Genomic DNA, 15027 nt, shown 5'->3' with positions numbered 1-15027 from the left:
AATTTTCCGTTGCCCTCTGGCTTATCCCGCGTGGAAGCCGTTACTGTGCGCAAAAGAATAATTCTCATCGGGGGAGCGTATGAAGGCGGTTTGGGGGCTGGGCAAGCTGTTGACCCTGCTGTTCTGGGCGGTGGTGCTGGTCAATCTGATGACACCCTTTGTCTATCCGCTGCACCTGCTGGTCAGTCTGGCCGGTGGCTTGCTGGCGGTCCTTCATCTGCTCGAGGCGGTGTTCTGCTTTCGCAGCCTGCGGGGACGTGCCCACCCTTGGCGAGATCGCCTGAAGATTGTCCTTTTTGGTGTTTTCCACCTGCAAACCCTTCCAGCTCCCGCCGAACCTAAGGCTTCCCATGCGTAAACTCTGTCTGCTCGCCGCCCTTGTCAGCCCGTTCGCCTGTGCCCAGGTGGTCAGCGTCGAAACCAACTCCCTGATGCGCCTGCCCAACGCCACCAGTACCTTGCAACTGGAGCGCCTGGAAGTGGCCGATTACGGCACGTTGCTGATTCCTCCGAATGTGACCGAAGTCAGTGTGGGTGAGCTGCACCTGGGGCGTGAGGCGCGGATCGCCATCGTTCCCAGTGAAAATGCCCTGGAATTGAAGGTCAATCGCGCCGAGTTGTCCGAAGGCAGCCAGATCACTGCTCGGGGGGCGCCGGGCACCTACCTCAAAGCTGCCCGTGCGGGGCGTAACCTGAATTTGCAGATCAAGGCGCTGACAGCGCCGCTGCTGTCGGTCGATGCACGCGGCGGTGCCGGGGCGCCGGGTTTTGTCGGGCTTGATGGCGCCAATGGCCAGGCGCCGGGCTGCACCTGGGGTCAGGCCGGTCGCGGTGCCGATGGCAGTAACGGCAGCGACGGACAGCCGGGCGCGCCAGGGGCGCTGGTCAGGCTGGCCGTGCCGCAGGATTATCCGGCTGAGCAGATCAAGGTCCAGGTGGAAGGTGGCGCTGGCGGCCTGGCCGGTCCCGGCGGCAAGCCGGGGGCGGGTGGCAAGGCCAAGGGCTGCCTGATCTACAAGGCCGATGGCGGCAAGAGCGGCAAGCCCGGCGCCGATGGTCAGCCAGGCCCTGCGGGCGCGGCCGGAGCGGTGACGGTGCAGCGGTTGTAAGTGATGTTTGTGTGAGCCTGGCGCTTGCCATCGCGAGCAAGCCCGCTCCTGTGGGAGCGAGCCTGCTCGCGAGGCGCTTAAAAGGTCGGCCGGGCCGCCGCCATCGCCACCAGCACCAGCCCGACCATCAGGTTGATTCCCACCAGCCTGCGAATTCTCCCCAGGACCGCAGCCCCCACCGGCCAATCCTGCGCGCCGACGGCCGTGCGCAACTCCGGCAACAGCAACGCCTGGATGCGGATGAACAGGGCGGTCATCACCAGGTACAAGCCCATCATGATCTGCACGTAGCGCGGCGCGCTCTCGAAACCGCTGTATTGCAGGTGAATCATGCCCACGCCGCTGATCGGCAACAGCACCACGGCTACCCAGACCCAGCGGAAAAAACCTTGAAACACTTCTACCCACAGCTTCAGCCGGGCGGGTCCTTCCAGGGCTTTGATCGCCGCCGGGCGCAGCACCATCCAGGCGAAGAACATGCCGCCGACCCACACCAGGGCGGACAGGACATGCAGGGTATAAACGAGACTGAAAGGTGTCATTGAGGTACTCCGTTCTGCGCAGGATTAATTAGCGGGGTATGATAGCCCCCCAAAACCACTGAAAATTTATCCAGCGTTTTTTGCGCCCGACAATACATGATCAGCACTGAACTCAAAACCACGATCCAGGGCGCCTACTCGCGTTTTCTCGAAGCCAAGAGCCTCAAGCCGCGCTACGGCCAACGCCTGATGATCGCCGAGGTCGCCAAGGTCCTGGGCGACATCGATACCGACGATGAAGGCCGGCGCAGTGGCGAGCCCGCGATAGTTGCGGTGGAGGCCGGCACCGGTACCGGCAAGACCGTGGCCTACAGCCTGGCAGCGATCCCGACCGCCAAGGCGGCCGGCAAACGCCTGGTGATCGCCACCGCGACCGTGGCCCTGCAGGAGCAGATCGTCTACAAGGACCTGCCCGACCTGATGCGCAACAGCGGGCTGAACTTCAGTTTTGCCCTGGCCAAGGGACGGGGCCGCTACATGTGCCTGTCCAAGCTCGACATGTTGCTCCAGGAAGGCCACGCGCAAACCGCCACGGCGCAGCTGTTCGAGGAAGAAGGCTTCAAGATCGAGGTCGATGAAGCCAGTCAGAAACTGTTCACCAGCATGATCGAGAAGCTCGCCGGCAATAAATGGGACGGCGACCGCGACAGTTGGCCCAATGCCCTGGAGGATGCCGACTGGGCGCGCCTGACCACCGATCACAGCCAGTGCACCAACCGCCATTGCCCCAATTTCGGCCAGTGCGCCTTCTACAAGGCTCGCGAAGGCATGGGCAAGGTCGACGTGATCGTCACCAACCACGACATGGTCCTGGCCGACCTGGCCCTGGGCGGCGGCGCCGTGCTGCCTGACCCGCGCGACACCGTCTACGTGTTCGACGAAGGTCACCACCTGCCGGACAAGGCCATCGGCCATTTCGCCCACTACACGCGTCTGCGCTCCACCGCCGACTGGCTGGAAACCACCGCCAAGAACCTCACCAAGCTGCTGGCCCAGCATCCGTTGCCGGGCGACCTGGGCAAGTTGATCGAGCAGGTGCCGGAGCTGGCGCGGGAGATCAAGTCCCAGCAGCAATTCATGTTCAGTGCCTGCGAGCAGGTCGCCGACTTCAAGCCCGGCGAAGACGTCGAGGGTCGCGAGCGGCCGCGCCATCGATTCGTCGGCGGGGTGATTCCCGAGCACATGCGCGAGATGGGCATCGAGCTGAAAAAAGGCTTTGCCCGGCTCACCGACCTGTTCACCCGCCTGACCGACCTGCTCAAGGAAGGCATGGACGGCGAGGTCAATATCGGCATCGCCAGCAATCAGGCTGAAGAGTGGTACCCGTTGTTCGGCAGCCTGTTGTCCCGTTCCTCGGGCAACTGGGAGTTGTGGACCGCGTTCACGGTCGAGGACCCGGAAGACAACCCGCCCATGGCGCGCTGGCTGACCCTGGCCGAAAGTGGCTCGCTGTTCGACATCGAGGTCAATGCCAGCCCGATCCTTGCGGCGGAAATGCTGCGGCGCAACCTGTGGAACGTGGCTTACGGCTGCCTGGTGACCTCGGCGACCCTGACCGCGCTGGGCACCTTCGACCGCTTTCGCATGCGCGCCGGCCTGCCGAAAAAAGCCGTGACGGCCGTGGTCCCCAGCCCGTTCCACCACGCCGACGCCGGTGTACTGCGGGTGCCGAACCTGAACGCCGATCCCCGGGATGCGGCGGCGCACACGGCGGCGATCATTCGCGACCTGCCGGAACTGGTGGAAGGTTCGCGCGGCACGCTGGTGCTGTTTTCCTCGCGCAAGCAGATGCAGGACGTGTTCGACGGCCTTGACCGCGACTGGCGCAAGCAGGTGTTCATTCAGGGCAACCTGTCGAAGCAGGAAACCCTGAACAAGCACAAGGCGCGGGTCGATGGTGGCGATGCCAGCGTGCTGTTCGGCCTGGCGAGCTTCGCCGAGGGGGTCGACCTGCCCGGCGCGTATTGCGAACACGTGATCATCGCCAAGATCCCGTTCTCGGTGCCCGACGACCCGGTCGAAGCCGCGTTGTCCGAATGGATCGAGGCCCGGGGCGGCAATCCGTTCATGGAAATCTCGGTGCCCGACGCCTCGCTGAAGCTGGTCCAGGCCTGCGGCCGCCTGCTGCGTACCGAAGAGGATCGCGGCATCATCACCTTGCTCGACCGGCGCCTGGTGACGCAGCGCTATGGCAAGGCCATTCTCAATGCGTTGCCACCCTTCCGCCGAGAAATTTCCTGAGGCAACGATGGGCCATTCTGCCCATCGTGTTGTCTATCTTTCTGTCATCGCGTTTCCATTGGCCATCATTGGTCGTTAGGGAGAACTTCGTTCTTATGATCCGCCGTTCGTTGCCCGCTGTTCTTGCCGTGTTCTTCGCAGCCCCCGTATGGGCGGCGCCCGCCGGCCAGCAGACGCTGTTCAACTTTGTCCGCCCCGCCGACGTGGTCCAGGTGGCGACTCAGGACGCCAGCCTGCCGCAATCGAATGCCGAGCAGACGGCCGAAGGCGAAGTGCTGCGCCGGGTGACGTTCAATCCGGTGGCGCAACCGACCCTGCGCCTGACCCCGCAAACCGGCGCCTGGGATTGGTCGCAGTCGGGCATGATGAGCCTGCGGATCCAGAGTGCGATGAATTGGGCCGTGACCCTCTACGTGAAAATCCAGAGCAACGATGGCAAGACGCTGGTCAGTCGCGTCGACCTGCCGGCTGGCCCCGCGCAGACGCTGCTGGTGCCGCTGCAGCCCAGTACGCCGTTGAGCCTGGGCATGAAGGCCGGCCCGCCGATGCCGATGACCGTTGACGGTCAGCGCATATTGCTGGCCAGCAGCGCTGGCGAGCTGGATCGCAGCCAAGTGGTGTCGGTGAGCCTGTCGATGGATCAGCCCAAGGCCGCTCAGAGCATTCTGCTGGAGCGCTTCGGTGTGCAGGAGGGCGAGGCCGTGACCCGCGCGGTCTATGGCGGCCTGGTCGATACCTACGGTCAATCGACCCGGGCCCGGTGGCCGGAGAAGGTCAGCAGCGACGAGCAGCTCAAGGGCGCCATCGCCAAGGAACAACAGCAAACGAAAACCTGGCTGGCCGAGCGCCACAAGGCGTCCCTGGACAAATTCGGCGGCTGGACCCAGGGCCCGACCTTCAAGGCCAGCGGCTTTTTCCGCAGTGAAAAGCGTGACGGCCGCTGGTACCTGGTGACACCCGAGGGGCATCCATTCTATTCGCTGGGGGTCAATACCGTCGCCCCGGACGTCAACCCGACTTACGTCGCCGGCCGCGAGTGGATGTTCGAATCACTGCCCACACCCGACGAACCGCTGGCCAGCCATTACGGCGAAAGCGACAACCGGGGCGGCAATGGCGCCGATCAGGGCCGTGGCTATAACGCCGGTCGCTGGTACGACTTCTATGGCGCCAACCTGCAACGTCTCTACGGCAACCCTTGCGTGCCGGTCAACGAAACCCGGGCCGGGGTCGCCGAAGCCGCCAAGGCCGACGCAGTTGCCGCGACCAGCGACAAAGCGGCCGAACCGCCAGTCGTCCCGTCCACCCCCGAAGCCGGTGTCGCCGAAGCCGCCCAGACCGCTGCCGAGGACGCTACCGCTGCGAAAGCGCTAGAGCACAAACCCGCCGAGCCGTGCACGGCAGTGATCGACGAGCAACGTTGGGCCAGCCATACCCTGGACCGCCTGCAGGCCTGGGGCTTCAACACCCTTGGCAACTGGAGCGCCCCGGCGTTGGCCAGCGCCGATCGCATGCCCTACACATTACCGCTGTCCATCGTCGGCGATTACGCCAGCATCAGCACCGGTGCCGACTGGTGGGGTGGCATGCCCGACCCGTTCGATCCGCGCTTTGCCATGGCCACCGAACGTGCCGTGGCCATCGCCGCCCGCGATCATCGCGACGATCCGTGGCTGATCGGTTATTTCGCCGACAACGAACTGGCCTGGGCCGGCCCTGGCGCCGGCGACGACCCGAAAGCCCGCTACGCGCTGGCTTATGGCACGTTGAAACTGACCACCGATGTCCCGGCCAAACGTGCGTTCCTCAAGCAATTGCGCGACAAGTACCGCAATCAGGCGGGCCTTTCCAAGGCCTGGGGCATTGACCTGCCCGCCTGGGAATTGATGGAAGACCCCGGTTTCGTCCCGCCACTGCCGAGCGCTGAACACCCGGAAATCGAGAACGACTTCAAATACTTCCAGCAGGTGTTCGCCGATACCTACTTCAAGACCCTCTCCGACTCGCTCAAGTGGCATGCCCCGAACCAGCTGTTGCTGGGCGGTCGCTTTGCCGTCAGCACCCCGGAAGCGGTGGCGTCCTGCGCCCGGTATTGCGACGTGCTGAGCTTCAACATGTACACCCTGCAACCGCAGGACGGTTACGACTTCGCCAGCCTGCGCAGCCTCGACAAGCCGGTGCTGATCACCGAGTTCAACTTCGGCTCGGCCGATCGCGGCCCGTTCTGGGGCGGCGTGACCCAACTGGCCAGGGAAGAGGACCGTGGGCCGGCCTACGCGAACTTCCTGAAACAGGCCCTGAGCGAGCCGTCGATTGTCGGTGTGCACTGGTTCCAGTACCTCGATCAACCGGTGACCGGCCGACTGCTGGATGGCGAGAACGGTCACTTTGGCCTGGTGGGGGTGACCGACCTGCCGTTCCAAGGCTTCGTCGACAGCGTGCGCAAAAGCAACCTGGCGACCATCGATCAACTGGGTAAAGAAGCGCAAAAGGCCAGGGTCGAGGCCGATAAGGCCAGTCACGACGCCGAAGGGGGGCGCCAGGGTGAGGCGGGCAAAGGCGCGGGGCAGGGCGCCGGGCATGCGGGCGGGCATTCGGGCACCGGTCACTGACACCTGAAACCGCATCATCGTCCATCGCGAGCAGGCTCGCTCCCACGGTCGAGCGCGATCTCTGGGGAGCGAGCCCGCTCGCGATGACGCGTTTCCAGACACCCAAAATCCTCCAGCAAGCCTTGGGCAAACCGACCGCCCAGCCCAACCCTGTTCCCAAAACGGTCAATGGCTGGAACAATGCCGGCCACTTTGTTGAAGGTTTGTCCGAGGAAGTCACGGGTGCAGATTCAGGGTCATTACGAACTCAGGTTCGAAGCGGTGCGTGAAGCGTTTGCCGCGTTGTTCGACGATCCCCAGGAACGTGGTGCCGCCTTGTGCATCCGGATCGGCGGCGAAACGGTCGTCGATCTCTGGTCCGGCACCGCCGACAAGGACGGCCTGGAGGCTTGGCACAGCGACACCATTGCCAACCTGTTTTCCTGCACCAAGACCTTTACGGCGGTCACCGCCCTGCAACTGGTGGCCGAAGGCAAGCTGCAACTGGATGCTCCGGTGGCTCGCTATTGGCCCGAGTTCGCGGCGGCCGGCAAGGAGTCCATAACCCTGCGTCAATTGCTCTGCCATCAGGCCGGCCTGCCGGCGCTGCGCGAATTGCTCGCCCCGCAGGCGCTGTACGACTGGCAAACCATGGTCGATGCCCTGGCCGCCGAATCACCGTGGTGGACGCCTGGCACCGCGCATGGCTATGCCGCGATCACTTATGGCTGGTTGGTGGGGGAATTGCTGCGGCGGGCCGACCAGCGCGAGCCGGGGGAATCGATCGTGGCCCGCGTCGCCAAGCCGTTGGGGCTGGACTTCCATGTCGGCCTGGCGGATGAAGAATTCCATCGTGTGGCGCACATCGCCCGTGGCAAGGGCAATGTCGGCGATGCCGCCGCCCAGCGCCTGCTACAGGTGACGATGCGCGAACCGACGGCCATGACCACACGGGCCTTCACCAACCCGCCGTCGGTCCTGACCAGCACCAACAAACCCGAGTGGCGCCGCATGCAGCAGCCGGCGGCCAATGGCCACGGCAATGCCCGCAGCCTGGCCGGCTTCTACGCCGGGCTGCTCGACGGCAGCCTGCTGGAAAGCGAAATGCTCGAGGAACTGACCCGCGAACACAGCATCGGCGAAGACAAGACCCTGTTGACCCGGACCCGTTTCGGCCTGGGTTGCATGCTCGATCAACCGGACGTGCCCAACGCGACCTACGGCCTCGGCCCACGGGCATTCGGCCATCCTGGCGCCGGAGGTTCCATCGGCTTTGCCGACCCGGAACACGACGTTGCCTTCGGTTTTGTGACCAACACACTGGGACCTTACGTTTTGATGGATCCGCGCGCGCAGAAGCTCGCCCGGGTATTGGCCACTTGTCTGTAAAACGCGCTCAAGGGTTCCAGGGCCGGAACCCGAAGGCCTTTATGTTTTCCAAGCGTCTATTTATCCGGGTACTGCCGGCCTTTTTTCATGATCACTTTTTTGTGGATATCCAATGTCATTCAATAAAACCACCCTCGCTCTGGCCCTGAGCATCGCCGTCACCGGTTGTGCGCAGAACCCAAAAAATGATTCCGATGGCGGTAGCTGGTGGTCGTTCGGTTCTTCCGACAAAGTGGCGGCCAAGGAGCCGGTACCCGCTCCAGCCCCGGTGAAACCGGTGGCGGCAGCTCCAGCGGCCAAGGCCGAGAGCTCCAATCCCTGGTACTGGCCGTTTGGTTCCGACGAAGCCCTGGACAAGAAGCCCGAGGTCAAGCCTGAAGCCAAGCCGGTAGAAGTGGCCAAGGCTGAAGCTCAGGCTGGCGGTAAATGGTGGTGGCCTTTCGGCGGCAAAGAGCAGAGCACCGCCAAGGTCGTGCCGATGCCCGATCCAAAGGTCACCCAGGCCTGGCTCGATGATTACGAGCCGCGCCTGCGCGTAGCGATCAAGGACAGCAACCTGCAACTCGAACGTCGTGAGGATGTGCTGGTCATCACCGCGCCGGTCGAAGGTTCGTTCAACCCTGATCGTCCGGCCATGTTGCTGCCGGTGACCCTGGGTCCGTTCACCCGGGTGGCGAAAATCCTTGAAGTCGATCCGAAGACCGCCGTGCTGGTACTGGGTCATAGCGATACCTCGGGTGCCGCGCCGGCCAACGTCAAGCTGAGCCAGGAACGTGCCCAGGCGGTAGCTGCCATTTTCCGTCTCAGCGGGCTGCAGCGTGATCGCCTGATGTTGCGCGGCATGGGTGGCGACGCCCCACGGGCGGCGAACGACAGCGTTGAAGGCCGTGCCCTGAACCGTCGTGTCGAACTGTTGGTGACGCCGCAGAACACCATGGTCGCGCTGCTGAGCAAATACAACATGCCAGCCCCGGCGCCGGTGAAGATGGTCGCGTCCCAGGACGTCAAGCCTGTCGCCACCCCCGTCACCCCGGCCCCCGCGGCCAAGAAAGCCGCAGTGCCTGCCACGAAAAAAGCGCCAGCCAAGAAGGCCGCCGCCAAGAAAGCACCGGCCAAGACCGCAACGCCAGCGAAAAAGACCACCCCGGCCAAAGCGGCCACGGCTGACAAGAAAGTCGCTGCCGCCGATGCTGCAAAAAAGTGATTCGTTGATCAAAAGGAATACGCCATGACCCAGGGCCTGGCTGATATGCGTCGAGACTACACCCGCGACGGCCTGACCGAGGCGCAAGCCCCGGCCGAACCGTTTGCGCTGTTCCACACCTGGTTTGCCGACGCGGTGAAAACCGAACAGGCACCGGTGGAGGCCAACGCCATGACCCTGGCGACCGTCGACTCGGACGGTCGACCGCATTGCCGCATTCTGTTGCTCAAGGGGCTGGACGAGCAGGGTTTCACGTTCTTCACCAACTATGACAGCGCCAAGGGCCAGCACCTGGCCGCGAACCCGTTCGCGGCCATGACCTTCTTCTGGCCGGCGCTCGAACGCCAGGTGCGCATCGAAGGACGAGTGGTGAAGGTCACGCCAGAGGAGTCCGATGCCTATTTTCAGGTTCGGCCACTGGGCAGTCGCCTCGGCGCCTGGGCCTCACCGCAAAGCCGGGTCATCGCCGACCGTGGTGAGCTGGAAGCCCTGCTCAAGCGCACCGAGCAACGATTCAGCGATACCCAGCCCCACTGCCCCGAGCACTGGGGCGGTTACCGCCTGCTGCCCGAGCGCATCGAGTTCTGGCAGGGCCGTTCGAGTCGCCTGCACGATCGCCTCAACTACCGTGTCCAGGGCGCCAACTGGATTCTTGAACGTCTGGCCCCCTAGGCAGTCTACCGACCGGGATAACCTGCTGCAGCGGCCTCCAGCCACTGGGGCAGGTCACGGCGCTTGATTTTCTGCGCTTGAGCATTCGCCAGTTGCTGGAGCATAAAGACTTTCTTATGCTCGTCGTCACCTGCCAGGGCGAGCGCCAGGTCACGGTCCATCCAGCGTTTGATCCGCACGTATATCCACCAGTGGAAGTACAGACCGGCGACAGTGGTGACGACAATGATGAAGTAATCCATGACAATCCCTGGTTTTGCAGCGCATATTCGGCCAAATATCGCGTGCCGAGTGAATGGAAACGCCTGTACCTGGCCTGAATCAAACCCATTTTATCCGGGCCACGTCGTGACACGCGTCAAGCTGCGGAGTTTAATGAATATCTGTCCTTTGGAGTTGATGCTATGCGTAAGTCTGTTCTGCTGGTTGCTACCTTTACCACGATGGCGATGTTGCTCACTGGCTGCCAATCGAGCCTGACCGGTGACTCCTACTCCCGTGACGAAGCGCGTCGCGTGCAGACGGTTCGCATGGGCACCATCGAGTCCCTGCGTCCGGTGAAAATCGAAGGCACCAAGACTCCGATCGGTGGCGCAGCAGGCGCCGTGGTCGGCGGTGTCGGCGGCAGCGCCATTGGTGGTGGTCGCGGCAGCATCGTGGCCGCCGTCATCGGTGCCGTTGCCGGTGGCTTGCTCGGCTCTGCCACTGAAGAAGGCCTGACCCGCACCCAGGGCGTGGAAATCACCGTGCGCGAAGACGACGGCAGCATGCGCGCCTACGTCCAGCAGGTTCAGGAAAACGAAGTGTTCCGTGTCGGCGAACGCGTACGCATCGCGACCGTTGACGGCACCAGCCGCGTTTCGCACTAAGCGCGAAGGCGGTCAAAGAAAACCCCGATCAGCATGCGCTGGTCGGGGTTTTTTGTGCGCGGTGAAACCGCTGCAGCCGTTCTCGGCATGGCGGTTGCTCAGGAAGGCAATGCAGCAGGCCTGCGGCTCGATGCCGCCGTCACCGCATAACCGATCAAGGCGGCCAGGATCGAGCCGGTGAGGATGCCCATGCGGTCCATGCCGGCGTAGTCGCTGGCTCCGGGCACGAAGGCCAGGGAACCGACGAACAGGCTCATGGTGAAGCCGATCCCGCAGAGGATCGCCACACCCAGTACCTGCCCCCAGTTGGCGCCTTGGGGCAGGGCAGCGATGCCGGTTTTCACCGCCAGCCACGTCAGGCCGAATACACCGATCGTCTTGCCCAGCAGCAGGCCCAGTGCGATGCCCATGGGAACGTCGTGGGTGAAGCTTTCGACGGTCACGCCACTGAGGGACAAGCCGGCGTTGGCGAAGGCGAACAGCGGCAGGATGCCGTAGGCCACCCAGGGGTGGAGGGCGTGCTCCAGCGTCAGCAGGGGCGAAGGTTCGGCGTTTTTCGTGCGCAGCGGGATGCAGAACGCCAGGGTCACGCCGGCCAGCGTGGCGTGGACGCCGCTCTTGAGAACGCACACCCACAGGATCAGGCCGATGATCATGTACGGCCCGAGCTTGACCACACCCATCCGGTTCATCGCGATCAGCGCCCCGATGCAGACGGCTGCCAGCGCCAGGGACAAGGTCGACAGGGCGCCGGAATAAAAGATCGCAATGATGACGATTGCACCGAGGTCATCGATGATGGCCAGGGTCATCAGGAACAGTTTCAGCGACACCGGCACCCGCTTGCCCAGCAGGGCCAGCACGCCGAGGGCGAAGGCGATGTCGGTGGCGGTCGGAATGGCCCAGCCGCTCAGTGCCGCCGGGTTGTCGCGGTTGAGGAACCAGTAGATCAGGGCCGGCACGATCATGCCGCCAATGGCCGCGGCGCCGGGGAGGACGATCTGCGAGGGTTTCGCCAGTTGGCCGTCGAGCACTTCGCGCTTCACTTCCAGGCCGATCAGCAGGAAGAACAGCGCCATCAGGCCGTCATTGATCCACAGCAGCAGCGGCTTGGCGATTTTCAGCGCCCCGACCTGGGCGACCACGGGGGTGTCCAGCAGACCGTTGTACAGCCATGACAGCGATGAGTTGTTGATGATCAGGGCCAGGGCGGCTGCGGCGATCAACAACAGACCGCTGGCAGCTTCCAACTGAAAGAAACGCGTGAAAGTGCTACGCAGAGGCAAGGTCGCTCTCCATCGAATTATGAAAAAGGTGGCACACCCTAACCCGTACCGTTAGTTGTTAAAACAAAAGTTATATTCTTTTTTGTTATATGCCGTGGAGGGGCGATGGGCAGCACGGACTGAGCCTAGCAGTTGATTCAGGTATTGAGGCTCAGCTGTATCTGTGCGCGATGTCGGATTTTTCCTAAGCTGCGGGGCTGAGCCTTGCAACAAGGCCGCCTCAACGAGAAGCCATCATGAGCGACAACCGACAATGGGCCCGGGAAGCTATCCGGATCATCGAAGCCGACTTCCAGCGCAGCGCCGACACTCACCTCATCCCCTTGCCCCTGCCAGGTTTTCCGGGCATCGAGTTGTACTTCAAGGATGAGTCGAGCCATCCCACTGGCAGCCTGAAACATCGCCTGGCGCGCTCATTATTCCTGTATGCGCTGTGCAACGGCTGGCTCAAGCCCGGTGCGCCGGTGATCGAGGCATCCAGCGGCTCGACGGCGATTTCCGAGGCGTACTTCGCTCGTCTACTGGGGTTGCCGTTCATCGCGGTGATGCCGGCAACCACCTCCAGGGAGAAGATCGCGCAGATTGAATTTTACGGCGGCAAAAGCCACCTGGTGGACGATCCGACCCGAATCTATGCCGAGTCCGAGCGCCTGGCCCGTGAGCACGACGGGCATTTCATCGACCAGTTCACCTACGCCGAACGCGCCACCGACTGGCGGGCGAACAACAACATCGCCGAGTCAATCTTCCACCAGATGCGTTTCGAGCAACATCCCGAGCCGAGCTGGCTGATATCCAGCCCCGGCACCGGCGGCACCACCGCGACCCTCGGCCGCTACGTGCGTTATCGCCAGCATTGCACCCGCGTGTTGTGTGCCGATGCCGAGCGTTCGGTGTTTTTCGCTTACTACCAGACCGGCGATGCCAGCCTGCGCCTGGATCACGGCTCGCGGATCGAAGGCATCGGACGGCCGCGGGTGGAGGCGTCGTTCCTGCCGAAAGTGATCGATGCGATGGTCAAGGTGCCGGACGCCTTGTCGCTGGCTGCCATGCACTACCTGGCGCAACGCCTGGGGCGGCGTGTCGGCGGGTCGAGCGGGACCAACCTGATCGGCGCGTTGATGGCAGCGCAGCAGATGGCGGCAGCGGGGGAGTCGGGGTCGATCGTGGCCATTTTGTGTGACGGTGGCGAGCGTTACGCCACGACTTACTACGATCAGCAATGGCTCAAGGCCGAGGGGTATGAATTGAGTGGGTTGATGGCTGAAGTGGCCGCTTGCGCCGAGCGCGGCGAACCGCTGCCAGGCACTGTCCAGCGCGCCAATATCTAGGAGATTTGAAACACTGAACAGCGTTGTGGGAGCGAGCCTGCTTGCGATGATCGTGAGGGTGCCAGATACCCGGCAACGACCTCGATTTTCGCGAGCAGGCTCGCTCCCACAGGGGGCAGCACTTTTCCCGGGTCAGGCTGGCAGGCCGAGGATGTCCCGCGCTACGGCCTCGGCAATGCGAATGCCATCGACACCCGCCGACAGAATCCCGCCGGCATAACCTGCGCCTTCGCCTGCCGGGAACAACCCTTTCACGTTCAGGCTCTGCATCGATTCATCGCGGGTGATGCGCAACGGCGATGAGGTGCGCGTTTCGATCCCGGTCAACACGGCGTCATGCAGCGAGTAACCACGGATCTGCTTTTCGAACGCCGGCAAGGCTTCGCGAATGGCTTCGATGGCGAACGCCGGCAAGGCCAGGGCCAGGTCGCCCAGTGCCACGCCGGGTTTGTAGGAAGGCTCGACACTGCCCAGCTCGGTGGACGGTTTGCCGGCGATGAAATCGCCCACCAGTTGCGCCGGCGCCTCATAGTTGCTGCCACCCAGGACATAGGCGTGGGATTCCAGGCGTTCCTGCAATTCGATGCCCGCCAGCGGTCCGCCCGGGTAATCGACTTCCGGGGTGATGCCGACCACGATGCCGGAGTTGGCGTTGCGCTCGTTACGCGAGTACTGGCTCATGCCATTGGTCACGACGCGATTGGGCTCGGACGTCGCGGCAACCACGGTGCCTCCCGGGCACATGCAGAAGCTGTAGACCGAGCGGCCATTCTTGGCGTGGTGCACCAGTTTGTAATCGGCGGCCCCAAGTTTCGGGTGGCCGGCGTATTTGCCCAGGCGCGCGCGGTCGATCAGCGACTGCGGGTGCTCGATGCGGAAGCCCACGGAGAACGGCTTGGCTTCCATGAACACGCCACGGCCGTGGAGCATGCGGAAGGTGTCGCGGGCGCTGTGGCCGAGGGCCAGGATCACGTGTCTGGAGTGGATCTGTTCGCCGCCGTGGAGCTCGACGCCGACCAGTTGACCGTCTTCGATCAACACGTCGGTGACGCGCTGCTGGAAGCGCACCTCACCGCCCAGGGCGCGGATCTGCTCGCGCATGTTTTCCACGACGCCCGTCAGGCGGAAGGTGCCGATGTGCGGCTTGCTGACGTAGAGGATTTCTTCCGGCGCGCCAGCCTTGACGAACTCGTGCAGGACTTTGCGGCCGATGAATTTCGGGTCTTTGATCTGGCTGTAGAGCTTGCCGTCGGAGAAGGTGCCGGCACCCCCTTCACCGAACTGCACGTTGGACTCAGGGTTGAGGACGCTTTTGCGCCACAGCCCCCAGGTGTCCTTGGTGCGCTGGCGGACATCGGGGCCGCGCTCGAGGATGATCGGCTTGAAGCCCATCTGCGCCAGCAACAGGCCGGCGAAAATGCCGCAGGGGCCGAAACCGACCACGACCGGGCGCTGCTCAAGGCCGGCCGGCGCCTGGCCGACCATTTTGTAGCTGACATCCGGTGCCACGTTGACGTTACGGTCATCGGCGAACTTGTGCAGCAGGGCCGCCTCATCCCTGGCGGTGAGGTCGATGGTGTAGATGAAGCACAGTTCGGAGGATTTCTTGCGCGCATCGTAGCTGCGCTTGAACAAGGTGAAGTCGAGCAGGTCATCACTGGCGATGCCCAGGCGTTGCACAATGGCGCGGCGCAGGTCTTCATCGGGATGGTCGATCGGCAGCTTGAGTTCGGTGATTCGTAACATGGCGGGATCCGGTTCGCGGGGCGCACAACTGCGCCAGGGCGTTTGAA

General features: G+C 63.5%; 13 protein-coding genes. 9 read left to right on the top strand and 4 right to left on the bottom strand.

Going from position 1 to position 15027, the window contains the following annotated elements; all coding sequences use genetic code 11:
• Nucleotides 1-79 precede the first annotated feature (79 nt).
• Entirely contained in the window at nucleotides 80-358 is a 279-nt protein-coding gene (locus IB249_RS05265) for a DUF1145 domain-containing protein (protein WP_192302435.1), read from the top strand.
• Nucleotides 351-1109, top strand: a complete 759-nt coding sequence (locus IB249_RS05260) for a collagen-like protein (RefSeq protein WP_192302434.1) — start codon at nucleotides 351-353, stop codon at nucleotides 1107-1109. Before IB249_RS05265 ends, IB249_RS05260 begins: the two co-directional genes overlap by 8 nt.
• Nucleotides 1110-1186: 77 nt before the next feature.
• Here the strand turns inward: IB249_RS05260 and IB249_RS05255 are convergent, their stop codons facing one another.
• Nucleotides 1187-1651 (bottom strand): CopD family protein, encoded by a 465-nt coding sequence (locus IB249_RS05255; protein ID WP_192302433.1) that lies wholly within the window; start codon nucleotides 1649-1651, stop codon nucleotides 1187-1189.
• 96 nt (nucleotides 1652-1747) lie between these two features.
• On the opposite strand from IB249_RS05255, the gene dinG reads away from it, so the two are divergent.
• The 5 genes from dinG to pdxH all read left to right on the top strand — a co-directional run bounded on the left by dinG (nucleotide 1748) and on the right by pdxH (nucleotide 9748).
• Entirely contained in the window at nucleotides 1748-3892 is a 2145-nt protein-coding gene (dinG, locus tag IB249_RS05250; protein WP_192302432.1) for an ATP-dependent DNA helicase DinG, read from the top strand.
• 95 nt (nucleotides 3893-3987) lie between these two features.
• A complete protein-coding gene (locus tag IB249_RS05245) occupies nucleotides 3988-6504 on the top strand; it encodes a beta-galactosidase (protein WP_192302431.1) in 2517 nt (838 codons plus the stop codon).
• 222 nt (nucleotides 6505-6726) lie between these two features.
• The gene (locus IB249_RS05240; protein WP_192302430.1) at nucleotides 6727-7872 is read left to right on the top strand and encodes a serine hydrolase domain-containing protein; all 1146 of its coding nucleotides are present in this window, start codon (nucleotides 6727-6729) and stop codon (nucleotides 7870-7872) included.
• Nucleotides 7873-7984: 112 nt separating this feature from the next.
• Nucleotides 7985-9076 (top strand): OmpA family protein, encoded by a 1092-nt coding sequence (locus IB249_RS05235; RefSeq protein ID WP_192302429.1) that lies wholly within the window; start codon nucleotides 7985-7987, stop codon nucleotides 9074-9076.
• 24 nt (nucleotides 9077-9100) lie between these two features.
• Nucleotides 9101-9748, top strand: coding sequence for a pyridoxamine 5'-phosphate oxidase (gene pdxH / locus IB249_RS05230; RefSeq protein ID WP_192302428.1), 648 nt, complete (start codon nucleotides 9101-9103; stop codon nucleotides 9746-9748).
• 5 nt (nucleotides 9749-9753) lie between these two features.
• On the opposite strand, the gene IB249_RS05225 is transcribed toward pdxH, so the two are convergent.
• A complete protein-coding gene (locus IB249_RS05225; protein ID WP_192302427.1) occupies nucleotides 9754-9990 on the bottom strand; it encodes a hypothetical protein in 237 nt (78 codons plus the stop codon).
• 162 nt (nucleotides 9991-10152) lie between these two features.
• Between IB249_RS05225 and IB249_RS05220 the strand changes: the two genes are divergently transcribed.
• Entirely contained in the window at nucleotides 10153-10617 is a 465-nt protein-coding gene (locus IB249_RS05220) for a glycine zipper 2TM domain-containing protein (RefSeq protein WP_192302426.1), read from the top strand.
• A gap of 98 nt (nucleotides 10618-10715) precedes the next feature.
• On the opposite strand, the gene nhaA is transcribed toward IB249_RS05220, so the two are convergent.
• Nucleotides 10716-11903 (bottom strand): Na+/H+ antiporter NhaA, encoded by a 1188-nt coding sequence (gene nhaA, locus IB249_RS05215; RefSeq protein ID WP_192302425.1) that lies wholly within the window; start codon nucleotides 11901-11903, stop codon nucleotides 10716-10718.
• Between the two features lie 233 nt (nucleotides 11904-12136).
• Between nhaA and IB249_RS05210 the strand changes: the two genes are divergently transcribed.
• Nucleotides 12137-13234: a PLP-dependent cysteine synthase family protein gene (locus tag IB249_RS05210; protein ID WP_192302855.1), complete on the top strand. Its 1098-nt coding sequence runs from the start codon at nucleotides 12137-12139 to the stop codon at nucleotides 13232-13234.
• Between the two features lie 132 nt (nucleotides 13235-13366).
• Here IB249_RS05210 and IB249_RS05205 read toward each other — a convergent pair whose 3' ends face one another.
• Nucleotides 13367-14980 (bottom strand): NAD(P)/FAD-dependent oxidoreductase, encoded by a 1614-nt coding sequence (locus tag IB249_RS05205; protein ID WP_192302424.1) that lies wholly within the window; start codon nucleotides 14978-14980, stop codon nucleotides 13367-13369.
• Nucleotides 14981-15027: the final 47 nt, after the last annotated feature.

Origin of the sequence: Pseudomonas sp. PDM04, from assembly GCF_014851765.1 — a bacterium.
GTDB lineage: Bacteria > Pseudomonadota > Gammaproteobacteria > Pseudomonadales > Pseudomonadaceae > Aquipseudomonas.
This window is presented reverse-complemented; position numbering and strand designations above follow the sequence as displayed.

What these genes read in the sequence shown, in the direction of transcription:
- IB249_RS05265 (WP_192302435.1), top strand. Translation starts at nt 80, where the DNA reads ATGAAGGCGGTTTGGGGGCTGGGCAAGCTGTTGACCCTGCTGTTCTGG.
- IB249_RS05260 (WP_192302434.1), top strand. Translation starts at nt 351, where the DNA reads ATGCGTAAACTCTGTCTGCTCGCCGCCCTTGTCAGCCCGTTCGCCTGT.
- IB249_RS05255 (WP_192302433.1), bottom strand. Translation starts at nt 1,651, where the DNA reads ATGACACCTTTCAGTCTCGTTTATACCCTGCATGTCCTGTCCGCCCTG.
- dinG (WP_192302432.1), top strand. Translation starts at nt 1,748, where the DNA reads ATGATCAGCACTGAACTCAAAACCACGATCCAGGGCGCCTACTCGCGT.
- IB249_RS05245 (WP_192302431.1), top strand. Translation starts at nt 3,988, where the DNA reads ATGATCCGCCGTTCGTTGCCCGCTGTTCTTGCCGTGTTCTTCGCAGCC.
- IB249_RS05235 (WP_192302429.1), top strand. Translation starts at nt 7,985, where the DNA reads ATGTCATTCAATAAAACCACCCTCGCTCTGGCCCTGAGCATCGCCGTC.
- pdxH (WP_192302428.1), top strand. Translation starts at nt 9,101, where the DNA reads ATGACCCAGGGCCTGGCTGATATGCGTCGAGACTACACCCGCGACGGC.
- IB249_RS05225 (WP_192302427.1), bottom strand. Translation starts at nt 9,990, where the DNA reads ATGGATTACTTCATCATTGTCGTCACCACTGTCGCCGGTCTGTACTTC.
- IB249_RS05220 (WP_192302426.1), top strand. Translation starts at nt 10,153, where the DNA reads ATGCGTAAGTCTGTTCTGCTGGTTGCTACCTTTACCACGATGGCGATG.
- IB249_RS05205 (WP_192302424.1), bottom strand. Translation starts at nt 14,980, where the DNA reads ATGTTACGAATCACCGAACTCAAGCTGCCGATCGACCATCCCGATGAA.